This window comes from Citrobacter sp. Cpo148 (assembly GCF_030332375.1).
GTDB classification, from domain to species: Bacteria; Pseudomonadota; Gammaproteobacteria; order Enterobacterales; family Enterobacteriaceae; genus Citrobacter; species Citrobacter portucalensis.
Genome location: NZ_JAOWHY010000041.1, coordinates 53148 through 70789, shown reverse-complemented (window position 1 = coordinate 70789; position 17642 = coordinate 53148). Strand labels below are relative to the sequence as shown.

Genomic DNA, 17642 nt, shown 5'->3' with positions numbered 1-17642 from the left:
CCGGCCTACATCTCACGTCTTAGCGATTAACGCACGCCTGCCATACGTTTCTTACCGATAAACAACCAGCCCAGACCCAGCGCGATGAACCACAGCGGCGTGACGATCAGCGCCTGACGGGTATCATCTTCCAGCGTCAGCAGTACCAGTACGAAGACGAAAAACGCCATACATACCCAGCACATCAGCTTGCCTAACGGCATCTTGTAGATTGATTTTTCATGCAGGTGAGGACGCTGCTTGCGGTACACCAGGTACGAGCAAAGAATGATGGTCCAGACGAACATGAACAGAATCGCCGATACGGTGGTGATCATGGTGAAGGCGCCAATCACGCTCGGGTTCACGTACAGCATCACCACGCCGCCCAGCAGACAGATACAGGAGAAGGTTAAACCCTTCGCCGGAACTGCGCGTTTAGACAGCTTGGCAAACGCTTTAGGCGCAACGCCTTCCTGCGCCAGACCGAACAGCATACGGCTGGTAGAGAACACGCCGCTGTTTGCAGAAGAGGCAGCTGAAGTCAGCACCACAAAGTTGATCAGGCTCGCCGCAGCAGGCAGACCAACCAACACAAACAGTTCAACGAATGGGCTCTTGGTTGGCACTACCGAGCTCCACGGCGTAACGGACATAATCACGATCAGCGCGAACACGTAGAACATGATGATACGGATTGGAATCGAGTTAATGGCGCGCGGCAGAGATTTCTCCGGATCCTTGGTTTCTGCTGCGGTCGTACCCACCAGCTCAATACCCACAAATGCGAACACCGCTATCTGGAAGCCGGCAAAGAAGCCGCTCAGACCTTTCGGGAACCAGCCACCGTCATTCCACAAGTGCGTGAACGATGCCTGAACGCCGGTTGGCGACTGGAAGTGCGTCAGCACCATCACCAGACCGACGACAATCAGGCCGATGATGGCAACGATTTTGATCATCGCAAACCAGAACTCCATCTCACCGAACATTTTTACGGTGGCGAGGTTGAGGCTCAGCAGCAGCACAATCACCGCCAGCGAGGCGACCCAGTCTGACAGTTCGGGGAACCAAAATTGCGCATACGCGGTAATCGCGACCACGTCTGCCATCCCGGTAACAACCCAGCAGAACCAGTAGGTCCAGCCGGTAAAATACCCAGCCCATGGCCCGAGCAGGTCAGAGGCAAAATCACTAAACGATTTGTACTCCAGATTCGAGAGCAGCAATTCACCCATTGCACGCATCACGAAAAACAGCATAAAACCGATGATCATATACACAAAAATGATCGACGGTCCGGCGAGACTGATGGTTTTACCGGAGCCCATAAACAGGCCAGTACCGATAGCGCCACCAATAGCAATAAGTTGAATATGACGGTTTGTGAGATTGCGCCGTAGCGACTGTTCAGACGACGCCTCTTCAGCGGTGTCGACTTTTACCTGATCTACCATGTTTTTTCTTCCTGTACCTGTCTGTGTTGTTCAGGCTCTACGGCCTTTAGTGTGTCTATGATACGACGATCCTGTTATCAGGACTCATCGATATTAGGTAAGAATTGGCGGGATGAATACTAAGATTTAGATATAATGTTAATTTAATGTTTAAAGTGAGTGTCATATCACTCTGATAGCGCGAATCAGCTCACAAAAATACACGCTGACGGGGCATTTTCAAGATAAAATATCGACAACGACGTAACTATAGCTTTTCACGCTATTTTTTTGCTCCCCCCGGCCTCGGGGGGAACAGAAGTCACTGCTTACAGGATCTCAAGCAGCTCAACTTCGAATACCAGCGTGCTGAACGGAGGAATGGACGCGCCAGCGCCACGCTCGCCGTAAGCCAGTTCCTGAGGAATAGTCAGTTCCCATTTGGAACCTACCGGCATCAGGGTCAGCGCTTCAATCCAGCCTGGGATTACGCCGTTAACCGGGAATTCAGCCGGTTCGCCACGTGCGACAGAGCTGTCAAACACGGTACCGTCGATCAGCTTACCGGTGTAGTGCACGCGAACGCGGTCAGTACGTGCCGGAATAGCACCTTCACCCTGGGTCAGAACACGGAACTGCAAACCGGATTCAGTGCTGTTCACACCGTCTTTCTCACGGTTTTCTTCCAGATATTTGACGCCATCAGCCGCCATAGCCTGGAAACGCTCGCGACGAACTGCATCAGCACGTTCGTGGATTTCACGCAGTGCGCGATGCACAACATCAACCGGCACTGCCGGGTGCTTACCTTCCAGCGCGTCAGCGATACCCGCTACCAGCGCTTCAGGCAACAGTCCTTCCAGTCCGGATTCGCTCAGCTGTTGTCCTACCTGCAAACCAATGCCGTAGCTTGCTTGCGCTTCGATAGTGTCAAAAGTCGGGTTAGCCATCATATTTCCTTTCATCGGATGTAAAGTAGCGGGCAGCATATCAGCCATGCCGCATCCGGTAAAACTTTGTCTCGGGAACAGATGACAAATCGCGAGGAAACATAAACAATAGGAATATCCCGCGTTGACGTCACGAAAGCGGGTAATATGACGAACATCATAGCGTTAGCCATCTATACTCTATGATCGAGGAACGAGACGCGGAGCAGGAGGAAAGCCATGCCCGGGCGCTTTGAATTAAAACCAACCCTGGCGAAAATCTGGCATGCACCGGACAATTTTCGCATTATGGACCCGCTACCGCCTATGCACCGCCGCGGCATTATTATTGCTGCTATTGTGTTGGTGATAGGTTTCCTGCTCCCTTCCAGTGACACCAGCGATACCCCTGTGGTGACGCGTACTGCCCAGCTGGATTTACAGTCACAGTCGCAGCCACCGACCGAGGCTCAGCTGCAGGCACAGCTTATCCCGCCGCAAAACGATCCCGGCCAGGTCGCTCCGGTTGCGCCAGAGCCAATCCAGGAAGGCGAACCTGATGCACAACCTCAGGTCCAGCAATCTCAGCCGCAGACACAACCTTTCCAACAGGATAGCGGAATTGACCAGCAGTGGCGCTCCTACCGCGTAGACTCAGGTAAAACGCTGGCGCAGGTATTCCGTGACCATAACCTCCCGCCAACCGATGTGTATGCGATGGCACAGGTTGAAGGCGCCGGAAAACCACTGAGCAATCTGAAAGACGGTCAGATGATACAGATCAGGCAGAATGCCAATGGCGTAGTGACAGGATTAACCATTGATACCGGAAATGGCCAGCAGGTCCTGTTTACCCGCCAACCTAACGGCAGTTTTATCCGCGCCCGTTAAGCGCTGTGCCCCCGCGATTCCAGGCCTGATAAGCGATAGCGCCATCAGGCATCAAGGTGAAACGTCAGCGTTTCACCTTGTTCACCCACCAGATCCCCGAACACACCAGCACCAGCGCTACCGCATATTTCCATTCGAGGATGTTTTCACCGAGGAATATTGCCGACAGCACTGCACCCGAAACCGGGATCAGGAAGTTAAACGGCGCAATCATCCCCACGCGATTATGCTTGAGCAGAATACTCCACAAGGCGAAAGCGACCGAAGAGAGTAACGTCAGGTAGCCGAGAATCGCCACCGAAGACGCACCGTGTACGGTTAGCGTGCCGCCAAAAGCGTAGCCGCCGATAACCAACGCCAGGCCGCCACCGCCCAACTGGTACCCTGTCATTACCGTCGGGTCCACCGTCTGAGAAATACGTTTTCCATATAGCGTGGCAGCAGAGAGAATAAAGGCTGCCATCACTACTGAACCGTCGCCTAACAGGCTGAAGCTAAAATCCATTCCACTGCTAAAGTTCACCACCATTACACCGGTAAAGCCCAGAATACAGCCCAGCGCTTTGTTGTAGCTCAGTTTGTCGTTATGGTAGATAAAATGGGCCAGCAGCACGCTGAAGAAGGTCCCGGTCGCATTCATGATGGACCCTTTCACTCCCGTCGTGAACGCCAGGCCAATGTAAAAGAAGATGTATTGCAGCGAGGTTTGCGTCAGCCCCAACAGCGTGAGTTGGCCGTACTGACGCGGGCTTAACCGGCCAATCGGTTTACGCTGCGCTACCGCCAGCAGTAGCAGCAATAATCCCGCAAACAGAAAGCGATATCCGGCAAAGACAATCTTTGAGGGAATGTCATCCGTGGCAATCTGGAAGATCTCATATCCGCTTTTGATCGCCGGATAGGCGCTCCCCCACAGCAGGCAGCAGAACGCCGCGCTCAGGTAGACAACATTTTTACGCGCAAACAGAGGTTGGTGCGTTGGTTCCATTCCATCACCACTTTGAAATAATGTTTTATTTTTGTGATTATCCCGAAAAGGATAAAGAATAGCCAGAGAGAAAAGCGGGGGAACAGAAAAGCAAAACGCCGGCACAGGGCCGGCGCTTTTACGCGGTCATCAGAATAAAAACTTATTCTGCAACTACGTTTACAGTCAGCTTAGCAAACACTTCGCTGTGAACCTGGAAGCTCACTTCGTGCTCGCCAGTGGTACGCAGAACGCCGTTCGGCAGACGAACTTCGCTCTTAGCTACTTCAACGCCAGCTGCAGTTACAGCGTCAGCGATGTCGCGAGTACCGATGGAACCGAACAGTTTACCTTCGTCGCCAGCTTTAGACGCGATGGTTACGGTTTCCAGTGCGTTGATTTTCTCAGCACGAGCTTCAGCAGCGGACAGAACGTCAGCCAGTTTAGCTTCCAGCTCAGCGCGACGCGCTTCGAAAAATTCAACGTTTTTCTTGGTAGCAGGAACAGCTTTACCCTGTGGTACCAGGAAGTTACGAGCATAGCCCGCTTTAACGTTAACCTGATCACCCAGGCTACCCAGGTTTGCTACTTTATCAAGCAGAATAACTTGCATTACCTTATCCTCTCAAAGTCGTATTAATGGACCGTGACCGATTACTGATGACGATCAGTGTACGGCAGCAGGGACAGGTAGCGAGCGCGTTTGATAGCGCGAGCCAGCTGACGCTGGTATTTTGCACGGGTACCGGTGATACGGCTTGGGACAATCTTACCGCTTTCGGTGATGTAGTTTTTCAGCGTAGCGATATCTTTATAGTCGATCTCTTGAACGCCTTCCGCGGTGAAACGGCAGAACTTGCGACGACGGAAATAACGTGCCATATGGCTAGTCTCCAGAATCTATCAATTCAATCTGCTCGGCATGCAGAACCATTTTGCTCAGGCCGTTCTTTGCCTTGTGGCAAGAGATGAACCCCTGAACGGTCACTGCGCTACCGACCGTTATACTGTGAGTAATGGCCTGGTTTTCGTGTCCGCTAATAATAACGGGCATTTGGCACCACGCCTGCCGGTGAAACCCGGCTTCCTCCTGCACAGAACGATGCTCAAGCACGAACTGGCAATGAGGAATTCCTGATGGACTGACCTTTCGAAGGGGGGCCCTGCACACAGTGCCGGACAACACCAGACGGTTGGTCATCAGAAATTACTCTTCAGAATCCCCAGCTTCAGCATCATCTGCGGTTTCGTTAGCGAAATCATCGCGACGTTCACGACGCTCGTCTTTCGCTTTAACCATCGGAGATGCTTCGGTAACAGCGTGTTTAGTACGCATAACCATGCTGCGGATAACGGCATCGTTGAAGCGGAAGGTAGTTTCCAGCTCATCGATCACTTCCTGCGGCGCTTCAACGTTCATCAGAACGTAGTGAGCTTTGTGCAGTTTGTTGATCGGGTAAGCCAGCTGACGGCGGCCCCAGTCTTCCAGACGGTGGATCGTGCCTTCTGCACCAGTGATGGCAGCAGTGTAGCGTTCGATCATACCCGGAACCTGTTCGCTCTGGTCAGGATGGACCATAAAAACGATTTCGTAATGACGCATCGAATTGCTCCTTACGGATTATTCAGCCTCCTGTCTGGGTCAGCCGAGGCCCATGGAGGCAAGGAACGTGTTAAAGGTCGGCTGAAAAATGACGCGTCATAATACTGGGGCCAGCAGGTAAACTCAAGGTGCTTGTACGATTATTTATCATGTTGCCATTAATACATATCCAGCAGCATTTTGATGCTGATACAAATGGAGACAATGACAATCATGGGTCGGATGACTTTCTTACCGCGCGTCAGTACGACTGTCGCACCAAGACGTGCGCCAAGGGATTGCCCTGCAAACATCACCAAACCCAGCGACCAGATCATTTTACCGCCGAAAATGAAGAACAAAATCGAGGCGATGTTCGACGCCAGGTTAATAAAATTCGAGTGGATTTGCGCTTTATCAATACTGTATCCCCACAGCAGAATATAGCTGAGGGTATAAAAGGAACCTGCCCCAGCACCGAGAAAGCCATCATAAAAACCAATACATCCCCCACCGATCAACGAGAAGAGAAACAGGGATACCTGCTGCTTTCTTTTCGGTTCGCTAAGGTTTGGCGCAAAAATAAAGTAAATGGCGACTGCGATAATCAGGATTGGGAGCAGTTTCTTCAGCAGTTCCGGTTCAATGAACTGGATAAGCGTCGTTCCCAGCGCAGAACCGATAAAGGCAGATAAAAACACATACTTGTGCTCCTGCACGTTGATATGTCCTCGGCGTAAAAAGTAAATTCCGGAGGTCAGCGAGCTACCCAGAGCCTGAATTTTATTGGTTGCCAGCGCATTAGCCGGGGGTAAACCAGAAATTAAGAGTGCGCCAATAGAGAGAAATCCACCACCACCCGACACCACGTTAATAAAGCCAGCCACCAGCGCGACCATAAACATAACCACGAAATAGCTGAAATCCATGAATGAAGTATCCATAAGTTTTTGCCTTATTATCATAAAGTTATATTAATTATCCGGCTCACTATAAACGGCGTACTCACCCGATTAAATTGACTATTTAGTAAGAGCTTATGCGCGAAAGGCAGGTATTTTTTCACCGCAGCGGTATACACCAGCAGACTGTTAATTAAAGAAAAGATGGCTATGCGGTAATTTTTTGAACAACTGCATCAGAAATGGTCGCTATCGACTGCGCTGGTAGCGGTTAAAATTACATCAGAAGTTAATCACTCACAGGAGAGAGGCAACCAGAGACCGCAGTCGAGGAGGTACATATGCGAGCCCGTGTTTTGACCCTTCTGGCTGTGCTTTTGCTCAGTGCAAATGCAACGGCAGCCATCAAAATTGATAACCATCAGGCCAGGAACATGGATGATGTGCAGAGCTTAGGCGTCATTTACATAAATCATAACTTCGCCACTGAAAGTGAAGCCACTCAGGCCCTGAATGAAGAGACCGATGCGCAAGGCGCAACCTACTACCACGTGATCCTCACCAGGGAACCCGGTAGTAACGGAAATATGCACGCCAGTGCATATATTTATCGTTAACACCAGAAATAACCAACGAGAACATTGCCACAGTTTGACTTGCCCCCTTCACTGGGGGCTTTTTTTGCAAAACAATCCCGAAGCCAGACCGATCTCATCCCCATGAAGAGTTGGCTCCGGAACGTTTTTTCCTACTTCTGCCCATAATAGGCATTTGGGCCGTGCTTACGCATGAAGTGTTTATTCATCAGATAACTGTCGATGGGGCTAAGAGCCGGATTAATGCCACGCGCAATCCATGCCATTTTTGCCACCTCTTCCATCACCACCGCGTTATGTACCGCGTCATGAGCATCTTTGCCCCAGGCAAACGGGCCATGCTGGTACACCACTACGCCTGGCGTATGCAAAGGTTCCACCTCCCCCAGCGTTTCAACAATCACCCTGCCGGTATTCAGCTCATACTCATCCTGAACTTCCGCTTCAGTTAACGCCCGGGTGCAGGGGATATCACCAAAGAAGTAGTCCGCATGCGTCGTGCCTAGCGCAGGAATTGCCAGACCTGCCTGCGCCCATGCCGTCGCGTGGGTTGAGTGGGTATGCACCACGCCGCCAAGAGAGGAATAGCGACGATACAGCGCCAGATGGGTGGCGGTATCGGAAGAAGGACGATAGCGTCCTTCCACCACGTTGCCGTGCAGATCCACAACTATCATGTCGTCCACTGTCATTGTCTGGTAGTCGACGCCGCTGGGCTTAATCACCACCATCCCGCGTTCGCGGTCGATGGCGCTGACATTACCCCAGGTAAACGTCACCAGCCCGTAGTGCGGCAGATCCATATTAGCCTCAAAAACCTGCTGTTTGAGTTTTTGCATTACACCGCCTCCACCAGACCGGCGCTGGCCATACGCGCTTTCACCCAGTCGCGCGCCTTCACCACTTCACGTGCCGGGTCGTCCGACGTTTCACTCCACATCTCAATCAGGTATGGCCCGCAATACCCACTCTGTTTGAGCGTCGCAAAACAACGTTCGAAATCGACAACCCCTTCACCAAACGGCACATTCTTGAATACACCGGGTTTGGTATCTTTCACGTGTACGGCAACGATATGGCCCATTCCCGCCTGCAGCTCCATCTGCACGTCGTTGTCCCACGCCGACAAATTGCCGATATCGGGATACAGCTGGAACCACGGATTGTTGAGATAGTGGGCGTATCCCAGCGCCTTACTGATCGAATTCATCAGTGGATAATCCATGATTTCCATCGCCAGCGTCACCTGTGCACGGCTCGCCATCTCTACGCTTTCTTTCAGCCCATCGCGAAACCGACGACGCGTTTCGTTATTGGCCTGCTGGTAATAAACGTCATAACCCGCCAGTTGAATAACGCGAATACCGATATCCTGCGCAAACTGAATGGCTTTACGCATGATCTCCAGCCCCTGTTCGCGCACCGCATCATCTTCACTGCCAAGCGGGAAACGACGATGAGCGCTCAGGCACATGGACGGTACCCGTATCCCTGTCTCGGCGATAGCGGCCACCAGCGCCAGTCGCTGCTCGCGGTTCCAGTCAAGACGCGCCAGGCGAGCGTCGGTTTCATCAACCGACATTTCGACAAAGTCAAAGCCCAGTTCCTTCGCCAACTGCAAGCGCTCCAGCCAGCACTCCCCGCCGGGGAGTGCCTTTTCATAAATACCGAGCGGGACCTGTTTCGACAACATAGTCGCTCCTTATCCCCACAGCTGGGCGATAGAACGTTTGAACTGACGGGCCGCTTCCACCGGAGAGGCGGCATCGCGAATGCTGCGACCGGCAATAAATACGTGAATCGGAATTCCCTGGAACAGCGGCAGATCTTCCAGCGCCAGACCGCCGGTGACGGTGACTTTAAAGCCCATCTCGGACAGGCGTTTGATCGCGCTGATATCCGCCTCTCCCCACGCCACACCTGCTGCCTGCGCATCACGGCTGCGGTGATACACAACTTGCCCAATGCCCGCGTCACGCCACTCTTGCGCCTGCTCCCAGGTCCAGTAACCCGTCAGTTCAATCTGTACATTACCGTTAAATTCTTTCGCCACCTCCAGTGCCCCCTTGGTGGTGTTGATATCCGCACAGCAGATGACGGTGACCCAGTCAGCGTTGGCTTCGAAACACATGCGGGAGAGGATTTTTCCCGCATCGGCAATTTTGGCGTCCGCCAGCACAATTTTATGCGGGTAAAGCGCCTTCAGATCGCGAACGGCGCGCACACCCTCTGCCACGCAAAGAATGGTGCCCACCTCAATGATATCGACCTCTTCGGCAATCAGACGCGTCGTTTCATACGCGGAAGACATTGATTGGTTATCCAGCGCAACCTGCAACATAGGTAATGACATTTTGGTATCCTTTTAAACAGCCGCCGCAGTGGCGTTATCAATTAAATCCAACACTTCCTGCGCGGTGCGACAGGCGCGTAAACGGTCGAAATTGGCTTCGTCATCAAAGAGATTCACGATCTGCATGATGCCCACTTCCTGATGCGTGTTGGCGTCAACTGCCGCCATCGTTATCAGAATATCGACCGGGTCGTTATCTTCGTGGTTAAACACCAGCGGCGTTTTCAGCGTCACCAGCGCAAAACCGGTTTTCTTAACTCCTTCCTCCGGACGGCCGTGCGGCATTGCCAGGCCTGGTGCAATCACAAAGTACGGGCCAAACTGCTCAACGCCATCAAGGATGGCCTGGTAGTAGCGTGGTTCAACCACATCGGCCTTAACCAGCAGATCCACACCAAGCTTTACCGCTTCCTGCCAGGTACTGGCCTCGGCTTGCAAAAGGATGGAATTATTGTCTGCCAGCGAGTCACGTAATTTCATATGCCGCCCCTTACTTCACGTCCTGCGGGAAATGCGCTTTGATCACTTCCAGCAGTTTTGGCCCAAAATCGGCAGGAGACAGCATGTTGCGTACGCCGACGACATATTTATTGCCAGAAACGGTAATCTCACCGGCGATATGCGTAGAAGCGATGATGATATCCGCACCGCTCAGTTCACTTTTGTATTCACCCACGGCGCAGCTGTTTACCGTATGGTCAATATTTGACTGGGTTAAAAACTGGTCCACCTTCATTTTCATGATCATGGAACTGCCCTGCCCATTGCCACACACAGCCAGAATACGTACGGTCATAATCGGAACTCCTTATTAAGCAGAGTGTTCTGCCAGTTGTTTTTCTGCGTCTTCCTCAGCGCGCAACGTGCGTCCTGCGAAAAACATATAAGCCAGTGCAATCAAAATAATGACGGCCATAAACACGATGCCGATGGAGGCAAAGCCTTGCATCATCGGCGGTGCCAGAATTGACCAGTCCGCCATGCCCATCCAGGCGCTCATACCGGTGAGCTTAACCGCCCAGACGCAGCCGAAGATTTCGATCATCCCCATCACCAGGCAAATCTTGAGCGCCGCGCGCCAGCCGCCAAAGTGGTTAGCAAATACGCCGATAGTGGCGTTCGAGAAGAACATCGGGATAAAGCCTGGGATAATCAGGATGGAAGAGCCGCAGGCAACCAGAATACCTACCGCGATCAGTTGGCCGATGGTGCCCCACATAAAGCCCCAAACCACCGCGTTGGGGGCAAAGCTGTAAATCGCTGCGCAGTCGATAGCCAACACCGCGCCGGGGATCAGACGTTGAGAGATACCGTTGAACGCTTCTGAAAGTTCAGCAACGAACATACGTACGCCCTGGGTGATGATGAAGATAGCGACAGCAAACGAAAAACCGGTTTGCAGGATATACACCGTCCAGTGGGTTTTACCCGCCATCGCCTGAACCACATCTATGCCGAAAGAGAGCAGGATCGCCCCGAAAAAGATGGTCATCACAATCGCGGTGGAAACGATGTTGTCATGGAAGATATTCAGCCAGCCTGGCAGCTTGAGATCTTCTACGCTCTCCTCTTTCTTACCCAGATACGGCGCGACTTTGTAAGCAATCCAGGAGGCGAACTGCTGCTGGTGACCGATGGAAAAACCGCAGCCGTCAGTTACTTCCTGCGTCGGTTTGTACATCATATTGGAGGTAATGCCCCAGTAGAGCGACACCAGCACCGCGGTACAGATGATGGTGGTCCACATCGGGTAACCAAAGATGTAGAAAGAGACAGCAATCAGCCCCGCCTGCTGGAACATGATGTGCCCAGTCAGCATGATGGTTCGAATGCCGGTAATACGCCGTAGCAGTACGTAACAAATGTTCAGCGCCAGCGCTAACAGTACGGCGTACCCTACCCAACTGTATGCATCACCCATTCGTTCGATGGTTGCCATCATGGAGGCATAGGTATCGGAGATCGCGCCATTGATACCGTAAACCTCAGACATCTTCGCCACCACCGGTTTAAACGTGCTGGTCAGAATGCCCGACCCTGCCTGCAATAACATAAAACCGATAATCGTTTTGATCGTGCCTTTGATAATGACGCTGACACTTTTACGCAACAGGATGTAGCCGAGGCAGGTCACAATACCCAACAGCAACGGTGCATTGGTCATGACCTGATTAAAAAAGACGGTAAAGATGTTGTAGAGGATCTCCATAACGATCTCCAGTAGACGAAGTTGCTGAACATTCATTACAGATGCCCAGGATGTTGTGCCCTCACTCTAGTTTTCAAAAGTAATCACAACAAGATTGAATTTGATTAAATGTGATGAAGTACGCAAATAATTCTCTTACTTGCAGAGTGGATTTACTTCAAATTCATACACGTCAAAATAAATTCATTTAAAACAATAAAATACAAAAATACATTTCATATAAACCCTCTTGTCACGTTGTAATTTGTTCACATTTTCCCATTCAACACCAAAAATCAGCGCATTGCCTTCTTGAGAAAATGATGTCAGTATCAATCAAAATAAATCATCATTTGATTCAATCTGAATAAACATGAAGGTAATTGCGATGAGTAAAGTAAAAAGCATCACGCGTGAATCATGGATTCTGAGCACATTCCCGGAGTGGGGAAGCTGGCTCAATGAAGAGATCGAGCAGGAACAGGTCGCACCTGGCACTTTCGCTATGTGGTGGCTTGGCTGTACCGGAATTTGGCTAAAGTCTGAAGGCGGAACTAACGTCTGCGTCGATTTCTGGTGCGGTACGGGTAAACAGAGTCACGGTAACCCGCTGATGAAAACCGGTCACCAGATGCAACGCATGGCGGGCGTGAAGAAGCTGCAGCCAAACCTGCGCACCACGCCGTTTGTTCTTGATCCGTTTGCCATTCGTCAGATCGATGCGGTGCTGGCCACGCACGATCATAACGATCACATCGACGTAAATGTTGCAGCAGCCGTCATGCAGAACTGTGTCGACGACGTGCCGTTTATTGGACCGCAGACTTGTGTGGATCTGTGGATCAGTTGGGGTGTACCAAAAGAGCGCTGCATCGTGGTAAAACCTGGCGATGTGGTGAAAGTGAAAGATATTGAAATTCATGCGCTTGATGCGTTTGATCGTACGGCATTGATCACGCTTCCTGCCGATCAAAAAGCGGCAGGCGTGCTGCCGGATGGTATGGATGCCCGCGCCGTAAACTATCTGTTCAAAACGCCGGGCGGTACGCTTTATCACAGCGGTGATTCACACTACTCCAACTACTATGCAAAGCATGGCAATGAGCACCAGATCGACGTCGCGCTCGGATCCTACGGCGAGAACCCACGGGGTATTACGGACAAAATGACCAGTTCCGACATGCTGCGTATGGCGGAGGCCCTGAATACAAAAGTGGTGATCCCTTTCCATCACGATATCTGGTCAAACTTCCAGGCCGATCCTCAGGAGATCCGCGTACTGTGGGAGATGAAAAAAGATCGGCTGAAGTATGGCTTTAAGCCTTTTATCTGGCAGGTGGGTGGCAAGTTCACCTGGCCGCTGGACAAAGATAACTATGAATATCACTATCCGCGCGGCTTTGACGACTGCTTCACGATTGAACCGGATTTACCGTTTAAATCGTTCTTGTGATCCACACAAAATGCCGGGTCATCCCGGCATTTTTTCCCATTTACTTTAGTATTTCCAGGCTATTTCAAATATCATCTTTTCAAATCAATTTGTATCGGAATAGCTCATGACTGAAGCACAAAGACATCAAATATTGCTGGATATGCTGGCGCAGTTGGGCTTTGTTACCGTTGAGAACGTGATTGAGCGTCTGGGGATTTCACCCGCCACAGCACGCCGGGATATCAACAAACTCGATGAAAGCGGCAAACTCAAGAAAGTCCGCAACGGCGCAGAAGCTATTACCCAGCAGCGACCGCGCTGGACGCCAATGAATCTGCACCAGGCACAGAACCACGATGAAAAAGTTCGCATTGCCAAGGCGGCATCCCAGCTTGTGAATGCGGGTGAAAGCGTGGTGATCAACTGCGGATCGACCGCCTTTCTACTGGGTCGCGAAATGTGCGGCAAGCCGGTGCAGATCATCACTAATTATCTGCCGCTGGCGAACTATCTGATCGACCAGGAGCATGACAGCGTGATCATCATGGGAGGGCAATATAACAAAAGCCAATCCATCACGCTTAGCCCGCAAGGCAGTGAAAATAGCCTGTATGCCGGGCACTGGATGTTCACCAGCGGCAAAGGCTTGACCGCGGACGGACTGTATAAAACCGATATGCTGACCGCGATGGCCGAGCAGAAGATGCTTAACGTGGTGGGCAAACTGGTGGTACTGGTCGATAGCAGTAAAGTCGGTGAACGTGCGGGAATGCTGTTCAGTCGCGCCGACCAAATCGACATGCTGATTACTGGCAAAAATGCAAACCCTGAGATTCTGCAACAGCTTGAAGCCCAGGGCGTGAGCATTATGCGCGTTTAAAGGTGCTGGCGGAAAAACGTCACTGTTGCGGCCAACGCTTCTGGCGTGATGCGATGTCGTACGCCCGCTTCCCACAGGCAGGTCAGATTGTTGTCCAAACCTGCCTGAATCAGCGCTTGCTGTAAGCGGAAGGTTTCAACAGCGGGTACAACATCATCATCCTGTCCATGCCACAGCAGCAACGGCCTGTCAGCGAGGCGTGGTAACTGATGCGTAACATCCCATTCGGCAAGCGGGGCGATAACGGCATCAAATTCCGCCTGCTGCTCTGGGGTCTGAACCAGTAAAGGGGGAAAAAGCATCTGCGCAAGCCGGGTAAAATAGCCTGAACCCATCAGGCTGGCTACACATTTAACCTCAGGATGGCGCGCCATTATGCCCAGTGCTGTCATTCCCCCCATCGACGCCCCACCGACGGCAAGCCGCTCATCTGAAAGCCAATTTTCCGCCACCAGCGCCGCACGTAACGTCGCAAACTCCTGCATATTTTGCTGCAAAATATGCCAGAAGCGGAACATTCGCCCCTGAGCATCACCTTTGAAGCGGGCACCGTGGTCTGGCGCATCTGGCATGACGACACGGAACCCGGCCTGAGCCAGCGCAACGGCAAAATAGCTGTAAACCAGACTTGAAGATGTAAACCCGTGATAGAAGATAATACAAGGGAGTGAACATTCGCGTTTGCCAGCCGGAACGGCGTGCAGGACAGGGATACCAGCTAGCCGTCGTGTTTCAATTTCGATCATTTGTCGCCTCTTTCTTTCTGGTATGCCATGCAGCAATACTTAACGCAAGCGAATGTGTTCGGCAATGATTCATAATGTTGAGAACTGGGTTACGCTTTCGCAACATTTTCATTCGAAAATCGCGTGAGAGATAACAATTCGGGAACATTCCCCTAAAGGGAAATTAATAAGGCACTACACTATGGCTATCAGGAAACGAGATAGAGTTATGCGTCGGTTTGCCTCTGTGTTGTTGGTTATGTTTTTAAGCGCCTGTAGCGTGCTACAGGGAACGCCGCAACCCGCACCGCCCGTTGCCGACCACCCGCAGGAGATCCGCCGTGACCAGAGTAATGGGTTACAGCGATTAGGGACGGTTAGCGCACTGGTAAGAGGCTCTCCGGATGATGCGCTGGCAGAGATCCGTGCCAAAGCCGCCGCGGCTAAAGCTGATTACTACGTGGTTTTATTAGTGGATGAAACCATCGTGACAGGCCAATGGTATTCACAGGCTATTTTGTATCGTAAATAACATTGGGTTGAAATTTAGTCAGCTTTACATTGCTTTGCGCCCCTATGCGTTTACCTGTGCACAATAAACCAACAGCAGGAAGCTTGAGGTTTATTATCGCGATGGAATGCCCTGCCGTGTGTAGGGGTACGAATAATGGAGCTGACGATGAAACAATCACTTGCCTTATCCTCACTGCTGCTTTCTGCCGGACTGGTAGGTACTACGGCGCAGTCTGCCGAATTCGCCAGTGCTGACTGTGTTACGGGCCTGAATGAAATTGGCCAGATATCTGTCAGTAACATTGCAGGAAATCCGCAGGATGTAGAACGTATAGTCGCGTTAAAAGCGGATGAACAAGGTGCCTCATGGTATCGGATCATTCAAATGTACGAAGATCAGCAGCCCGACAACTGGCGCGTACAGGCCATACTCTATGCTTAACACATTGCCGGATGGCGTAAACTTATCTGAGCTACAGTGAACTGTAGACATGATAAGACGCGAAAGCGTCGCCATCAGGCATATTATTACCGTAATCCCCCCGTTGCCCGCAGAAGCAAATCGTTCAGCACCTGCTCAGACAATCGTAGTCCCCCCCGCGTATCAAGCATCATTTGGCACCAGGCCTGCGCCACAGGTGGAGAGGCATAGCGCAACATCTGCGCTCCGCAACCGAGCAGGAAAAGCTGCTGCGTAATCTCCCGCCCCAATGCCTCGCTAGGTTTACGTAAACGCTGCTGGAGCTGACGTACCATTCGATCGTAATGTCGGTCTTGCCCTTTGACTTCCGCAAAGGCTTCACTGAGCATCTCGTATATGCCGGGTTGTTTGGTCAGTACACGCAACACATCAAGGCACATAATGTTGCCAGAGCCTTCCCAGATACTGTTTACCGGCATTTCACGATACAAACGCGGCAGCTCGCTCTCCTCGCAATAGCCAATCCCACCCAGCACTTCCATCGCCTCTGCCACAAATGGCATACCGCTTTTGCAAACGGAGAATTTCGCCGCTGGCGTGAACAACCTGGCCCATAGCGCTTCTTTAGCATCAGCACGGCGGTCCCAGGCCCGCGCCAGTCGAAACAGTAACGCCGTTTGACCTTCCAGTTGGAGCGCCATCCGACCTAACACTTGACGCATCATCGGCTGTTCAATCAATGGCTTGCCAAAGACCTGCCGCTGGTGAGCATGGTAAATCGCGACGGAAAAAGCACGCCGCATCATACCGTGACTACCGAGCGCACAGTCAAAACGCGTCATCCCCCCCATTTTCAGGATATGGCGTATACCTTCCCCTTCTTCACCCAATAGCCAGCCAATCGCATCGTGGAATTCAACCTCGCAGCTGGCGTTGGAGCGGTTGCCTAACTTATCTTTCAATCTCTCAAGACGGAGAGCATTACGCTGCCCGTCAGGTAAAAATCGCGGCACAAAAAAGCAGGACAATCCTCCCTTAGCCTGGGCCAGCACTATATGGGCATCGCTTTGCGGCACGGAGAAAAACCACTTATGTCCCACCAGCCGATACGAGCCGTCAGCAAGACGTTCTGCCTGAGTGGTATTGCTCAGCACATCTGAACCACCCTGTTTCTCAGTCATGCCCATGCCGATAAGCAGCCCACGCTTTTGCCCACCAGGCAGTAAATGCGAGTCATAACGGTCGCTTAGCAGCGGCGTAAGCCAGTCGTGAAAGGGGGCGGGTAACATCTGAAGTAACAGCGGCGTGGCGGCAAAAGTCATGGTCACCGGACACAACGTGCCAGCTTCCACCTGCGCATGCAGCATGAAACGGGCCGCCCGGGCAACAAATGTTCCCTGCCTCGCATCTTCTTCCCAGGCCAGATTATGTACGTGGTTGGCGCATAATCCCTGCATCAGCAAATGCCAGGCAGGATGAAAACGCACATCATCCAGCCGCTGCCCCTGCGGGTCGTAGCGCAACAGTTCAGGTGGAAAAGCATTGGCCAGACGGCCCAGTTCGAGCGACTCGGCAGTCCCTAGCTGCTGACCAATACTGGCGAGAAGATCGCTGTCCCAGCCAGCGCCTTCGCGGATAACCGCTTCACACAGCGCGCCATCGGACAAATATAAGTTACTGTTATTGAGCGGTACAGGTTGGTTAAAAACGGTATGCGTTTGCCAGTGCATTGTGTCTCCCTCCGTCAATGGCCGTCGCTTTAAGTATGGTCAGCCAGACAAGAGAGTGCCTGGGATTCAGGTCACAAAAAAGCCATCCCGAGGGATGGCTTAGGAGACATAGAGA

22 protein-coding genes are annotated in these 17642 nt (G+C 51.8%); 6 read left to right on the top strand and 16 right to left on the bottom strand.

Features of this window, described 5'->3' with window-relative positions; translation table 11 throughout:
• Nucleotides 1–26: 26 nt before the first annotated feature.
• The gene (cycA, locus tag OGY10_RS06235; protein WP_008786019.1) at nucleotides 27–1436 is read right to left on the bottom strand and encodes a D-serine/D-alanine/glycine transporter; all 1410 of its coding nucleotides are present in this window, start codon (nucleotides 1434–1436) and stop codon (nucleotides 27–29) included.
• 308 nt (nucleotides 1437–1744) lie between these two features.
• Nucleotides 1745–2365: a BamJ family beta-barrel-assembly machinery protein gene (bamJ, locus tag OGY10_RS06230; RefSeq protein ID WP_032934269.1), complete on the bottom strand. Its 621-nt coding sequence runs from the start codon at nucleotides 2363–2365 to the stop codon at nucleotides 1745–1747.
• Between the two features lie 219 nt (nucleotides 2366–2584).
• Here bamJ and OGY10_RS06225 point away from each other — a divergent pair, with 219 nt between their 5' ends.
• Nucleotides 2585–3235 (top strand): LysM-like peptidoglycan-binding domain-containing protein, encoded by a 651-nt coding sequence (locus OGY10_RS06225; RefSeq protein WP_071446748.1) that lies wholly within the window; start codon nucleotides 2585–2587, stop codon nucleotides 3233–3235.
• Nucleotides 3236–3299: 64 nt separating this feature from the next.
• On the opposite strand, the gene OGY10_RS06220 is transcribed toward OGY10_RS06225, so the two are convergent.
• The 6 genes from OGY10_RS06220 to OGY10_RS06190 all read right to left on the bottom strand — a co-directional run bounded on the left by OGY10_RS06220 (nucleotide 3300) and on the right by OGY10_RS06190 (nucleotide 6728).
• On the bottom strand, nucleotides 3300–4223 hold the full coding sequence (locus tag OGY10_RS06220) for a DMT family transporter (protein ID WP_008786017.1): 924 nt from the start codon (nucleotides 4221–4223) through the stop codon (nucleotides 3300–3302).
• Between the two features lie 142 nt (nucleotides 4224–4365).
• On the bottom strand, nucleotides 4366–4815 hold the full coding sequence (rplI, locus tag OGY10_RS06215; RefSeq protein WP_003025676.1) for a 50S ribosomal protein L9: 450 nt from the start codon (nucleotides 4813–4815) through the stop codon (nucleotides 4366–4368).
• A 41-nt stretch (nucleotides 4816–4856) separates the two neighbouring features.
• Entirely contained in the window at nucleotides 4857–5084 is a 228-nt protein-coding gene (gene rpsR, locus OGY10_RS06210) for a 30S ribosomal protein S18 (RefSeq protein ID WP_000135199.1), read from the bottom strand.
• Between the two features lie 4 nt (nucleotides 5085–5088).
• The gene (gene priB / locus OGY10_RS06205) at nucleotides 5089–5403 is read right to left on the bottom strand and encodes a primosomal replication protein N (protein ID WP_153687702.1); all 315 of its coding nucleotides are present in this window, start codon (nucleotides 5401–5403) and stop codon (nucleotides 5089–5091) included.
• A 6-nt stretch (nucleotides 5404–5409) separates the two neighbouring features.
• Entirely contained in the window at nucleotides 5410–5805 is a 396-nt protein-coding gene (gene rpsF / locus OGY10_RS06200; protein WP_003025672.1) for a 30S ribosomal protein S6, read from the bottom strand.
• Between the two features lie 158 nt (nucleotides 5806–5963).
• A complete protein-coding gene (locus OGY10_RS06190) occupies nucleotides 5964–6728 on the bottom strand; it encodes a TSUP family transporter (protein ID WP_003830447.1) in 765 nt (254 codons plus the stop codon).
• Nucleotides 6729–7027: 299 nt separating this feature from the next.
• Between OGY10_RS06190 and yjfY the strand changes: the two genes are divergently transcribed.
• Complete coding sequence (gene yjfY, locus OGY10_RS06185) at nucleotides 7028–7303, top strand: DUF1471 family protein YjfY (protein WP_191226496.1); 276 nt, start codon at nucleotides 7028–7030, stop codon at nucleotides 7301–7303.
• 131 nt (nucleotides 7304–7434) lie between these two features.
• Here yjfY and OGY10_RS06180 read toward each other — a convergent pair whose 3' ends face one another.
• Genes OGY10_RS06180 through ulaA form a run of 6 tightly spaced genes read right to left on the bottom strand, consistent with a single transcriptional unit; the run spans nucleotide 7435 to nucleotide 11844 of the window.
• Nucleotides 7435–8121 carry an L-ribulose-5-phosphate 4-epimerase gene (locus OGY10_RS06180; RefSeq protein WP_286576460.1) on the bottom strand — a complete coding sequence of 229 codons (687 nt, stop codon included), beginning with the start codon at nucleotides 8119–8121 and terminating at the stop codon, nucleotides 7435–7437.
• Nucleotides 8121–8975: an L-ribulose-5-phosphate 3-epimerase gene (locus OGY10_RS06175; RefSeq protein WP_003830452.1), complete on the bottom strand. Its 855-nt coding sequence runs from the start codon at nucleotides 8973–8975 to the stop codon at nucleotides 8121–8123. Before OGY10_RS06175 ends, OGY10_RS06180 begins: the two co-directional genes overlap by 1 nt.
• A 9-nt stretch (nucleotides 8976–8984) precedes the next feature.
• Nucleotides 8985–9635, bottom strand: coding sequence for a 3-keto-L-gulonate-6-phosphate decarboxylase UlaD (gene ulaD / locus OGY10_RS06170; RefSeq protein ID WP_286576458.1), 651 nt, complete (start codon nucleotides 9633–9635; stop codon nucleotides 8985–8987).
• Nucleotides 9636–9647: 12 nt separating this feature from the next.
• Nucleotides 9648–10115 (bottom strand): PTS ascorbate transporter subunit IIA, encoded by a 468-nt coding sequence (gene ulaC / locus OGY10_RS06165; protein WP_006686330.1) that lies wholly within the window; start codon nucleotides 10113–10115, stop codon nucleotides 9648–9650.
• A gap of 10 nt (nucleotides 10116–10125) precedes the next feature.
• Nucleotides 10126–10431, bottom strand: coding sequence for a PTS ascorbate transporter subunit IIB (gene ulaB, locus OGY10_RS06160; protein ID WP_003025655.1), 306 nt, complete (start codon nucleotides 10429–10431; stop codon nucleotides 10126–10128).
• 15 nt (nucleotides 10432–10446) lie between these two features.
• Nucleotides 10447–11844 (bottom strand): PTS ascorbate transporter subunit IIC, encoded by a 1398-nt coding sequence (gene ulaA, locus OGY10_RS06155; RefSeq protein WP_003830456.1) that lies wholly within the window; start codon nucleotides 11842–11844, stop codon nucleotides 10447–10449.
• Between the two features lie 367 nt (nucleotides 11845–12211).
• Here ulaA and ulaG point away from each other — a divergent pair, with 367 nt between their 5' ends.
• Together ulaG and ulaR are read left to right on the top strand one after the other, a co-directional pair.
• Nucleotides 12212–13276, top strand: a complete 1065-nt coding sequence (gene ulaG / locus OGY10_RS06150) for an L-ascorbate 6-phosphate lactonase (RefSeq protein WP_286576457.1) — start codon at nucleotides 12212–12214, stop codon at nucleotides 13274–13276.
• 106 nt (nucleotides 13277–13382) lie between these two features.
• Nucleotides 13383–14138 (top strand): HTH-type transcriptional regulator UlaR, encoded by a 756-nt coding sequence (gene ulaR / locus OGY10_RS06145; protein WP_003025646.1) that lies wholly within the window; start codon nucleotides 13383–13385, stop codon nucleotides 14136–14138.
• Here ulaR and yjfP read toward each other — a convergent pair.
• Nucleotides 14135–14884, bottom strand: coding sequence for an esterase (gene yjfP, locus OGY10_RS06140; RefSeq protein ID WP_191226499.1), 750 nt, complete (start codon nucleotides 14882–14884; stop codon nucleotides 14135–14137). The two genes, ulaR and yjfP, sit on opposite strands and share 4 nt — an antisense overlap.
• A gap of 181 nt (nucleotides 14885–15065) precedes the next feature.
• On the opposite strand from yjfP, the gene bsmA reads away from it, so the two are divergent.
• Both bsmA and yjfN read left to right on the top strand, forming a co-directional pair.
• Complete coding sequence (gene bsmA, locus OGY10_RS06135; RefSeq protein WP_008786010.1) at nucleotides 15066–15395, top strand: biofilm peroxide resistance protein BsmA; 330 nt, start codon at nucleotides 15066–15068, stop codon at nucleotides 15393–15395.
• A gap of 147 nt (nucleotides 15396–15542) precedes the next feature.
• Nucleotides 15543–15818, top strand: coding sequence for a DUF1471 family protease activator YjfN (gene yjfN, locus OGY10_RS06130; RefSeq protein WP_020996263.1), 276 nt, complete (start codon nucleotides 15543–15545; stop codon nucleotides 15816–15818).
• Between the two features lie 86 nt (nucleotides 15819–15904).
• Here the strand turns inward: yjfN and OGY10_RS06125 are convergent, their stop codons facing one another.
• Nucleotides 15905–17527, bottom strand: coding sequence for an isovaleryl-CoA dehydrogenase (locus OGY10_RS06125; protein ID WP_286576454.1), 1623 nt, complete (start codon nucleotides 17525–17527; stop codon nucleotides 15905–15907).
• Nucleotides 17528–17642: the final 115 nt, after the last annotated feature.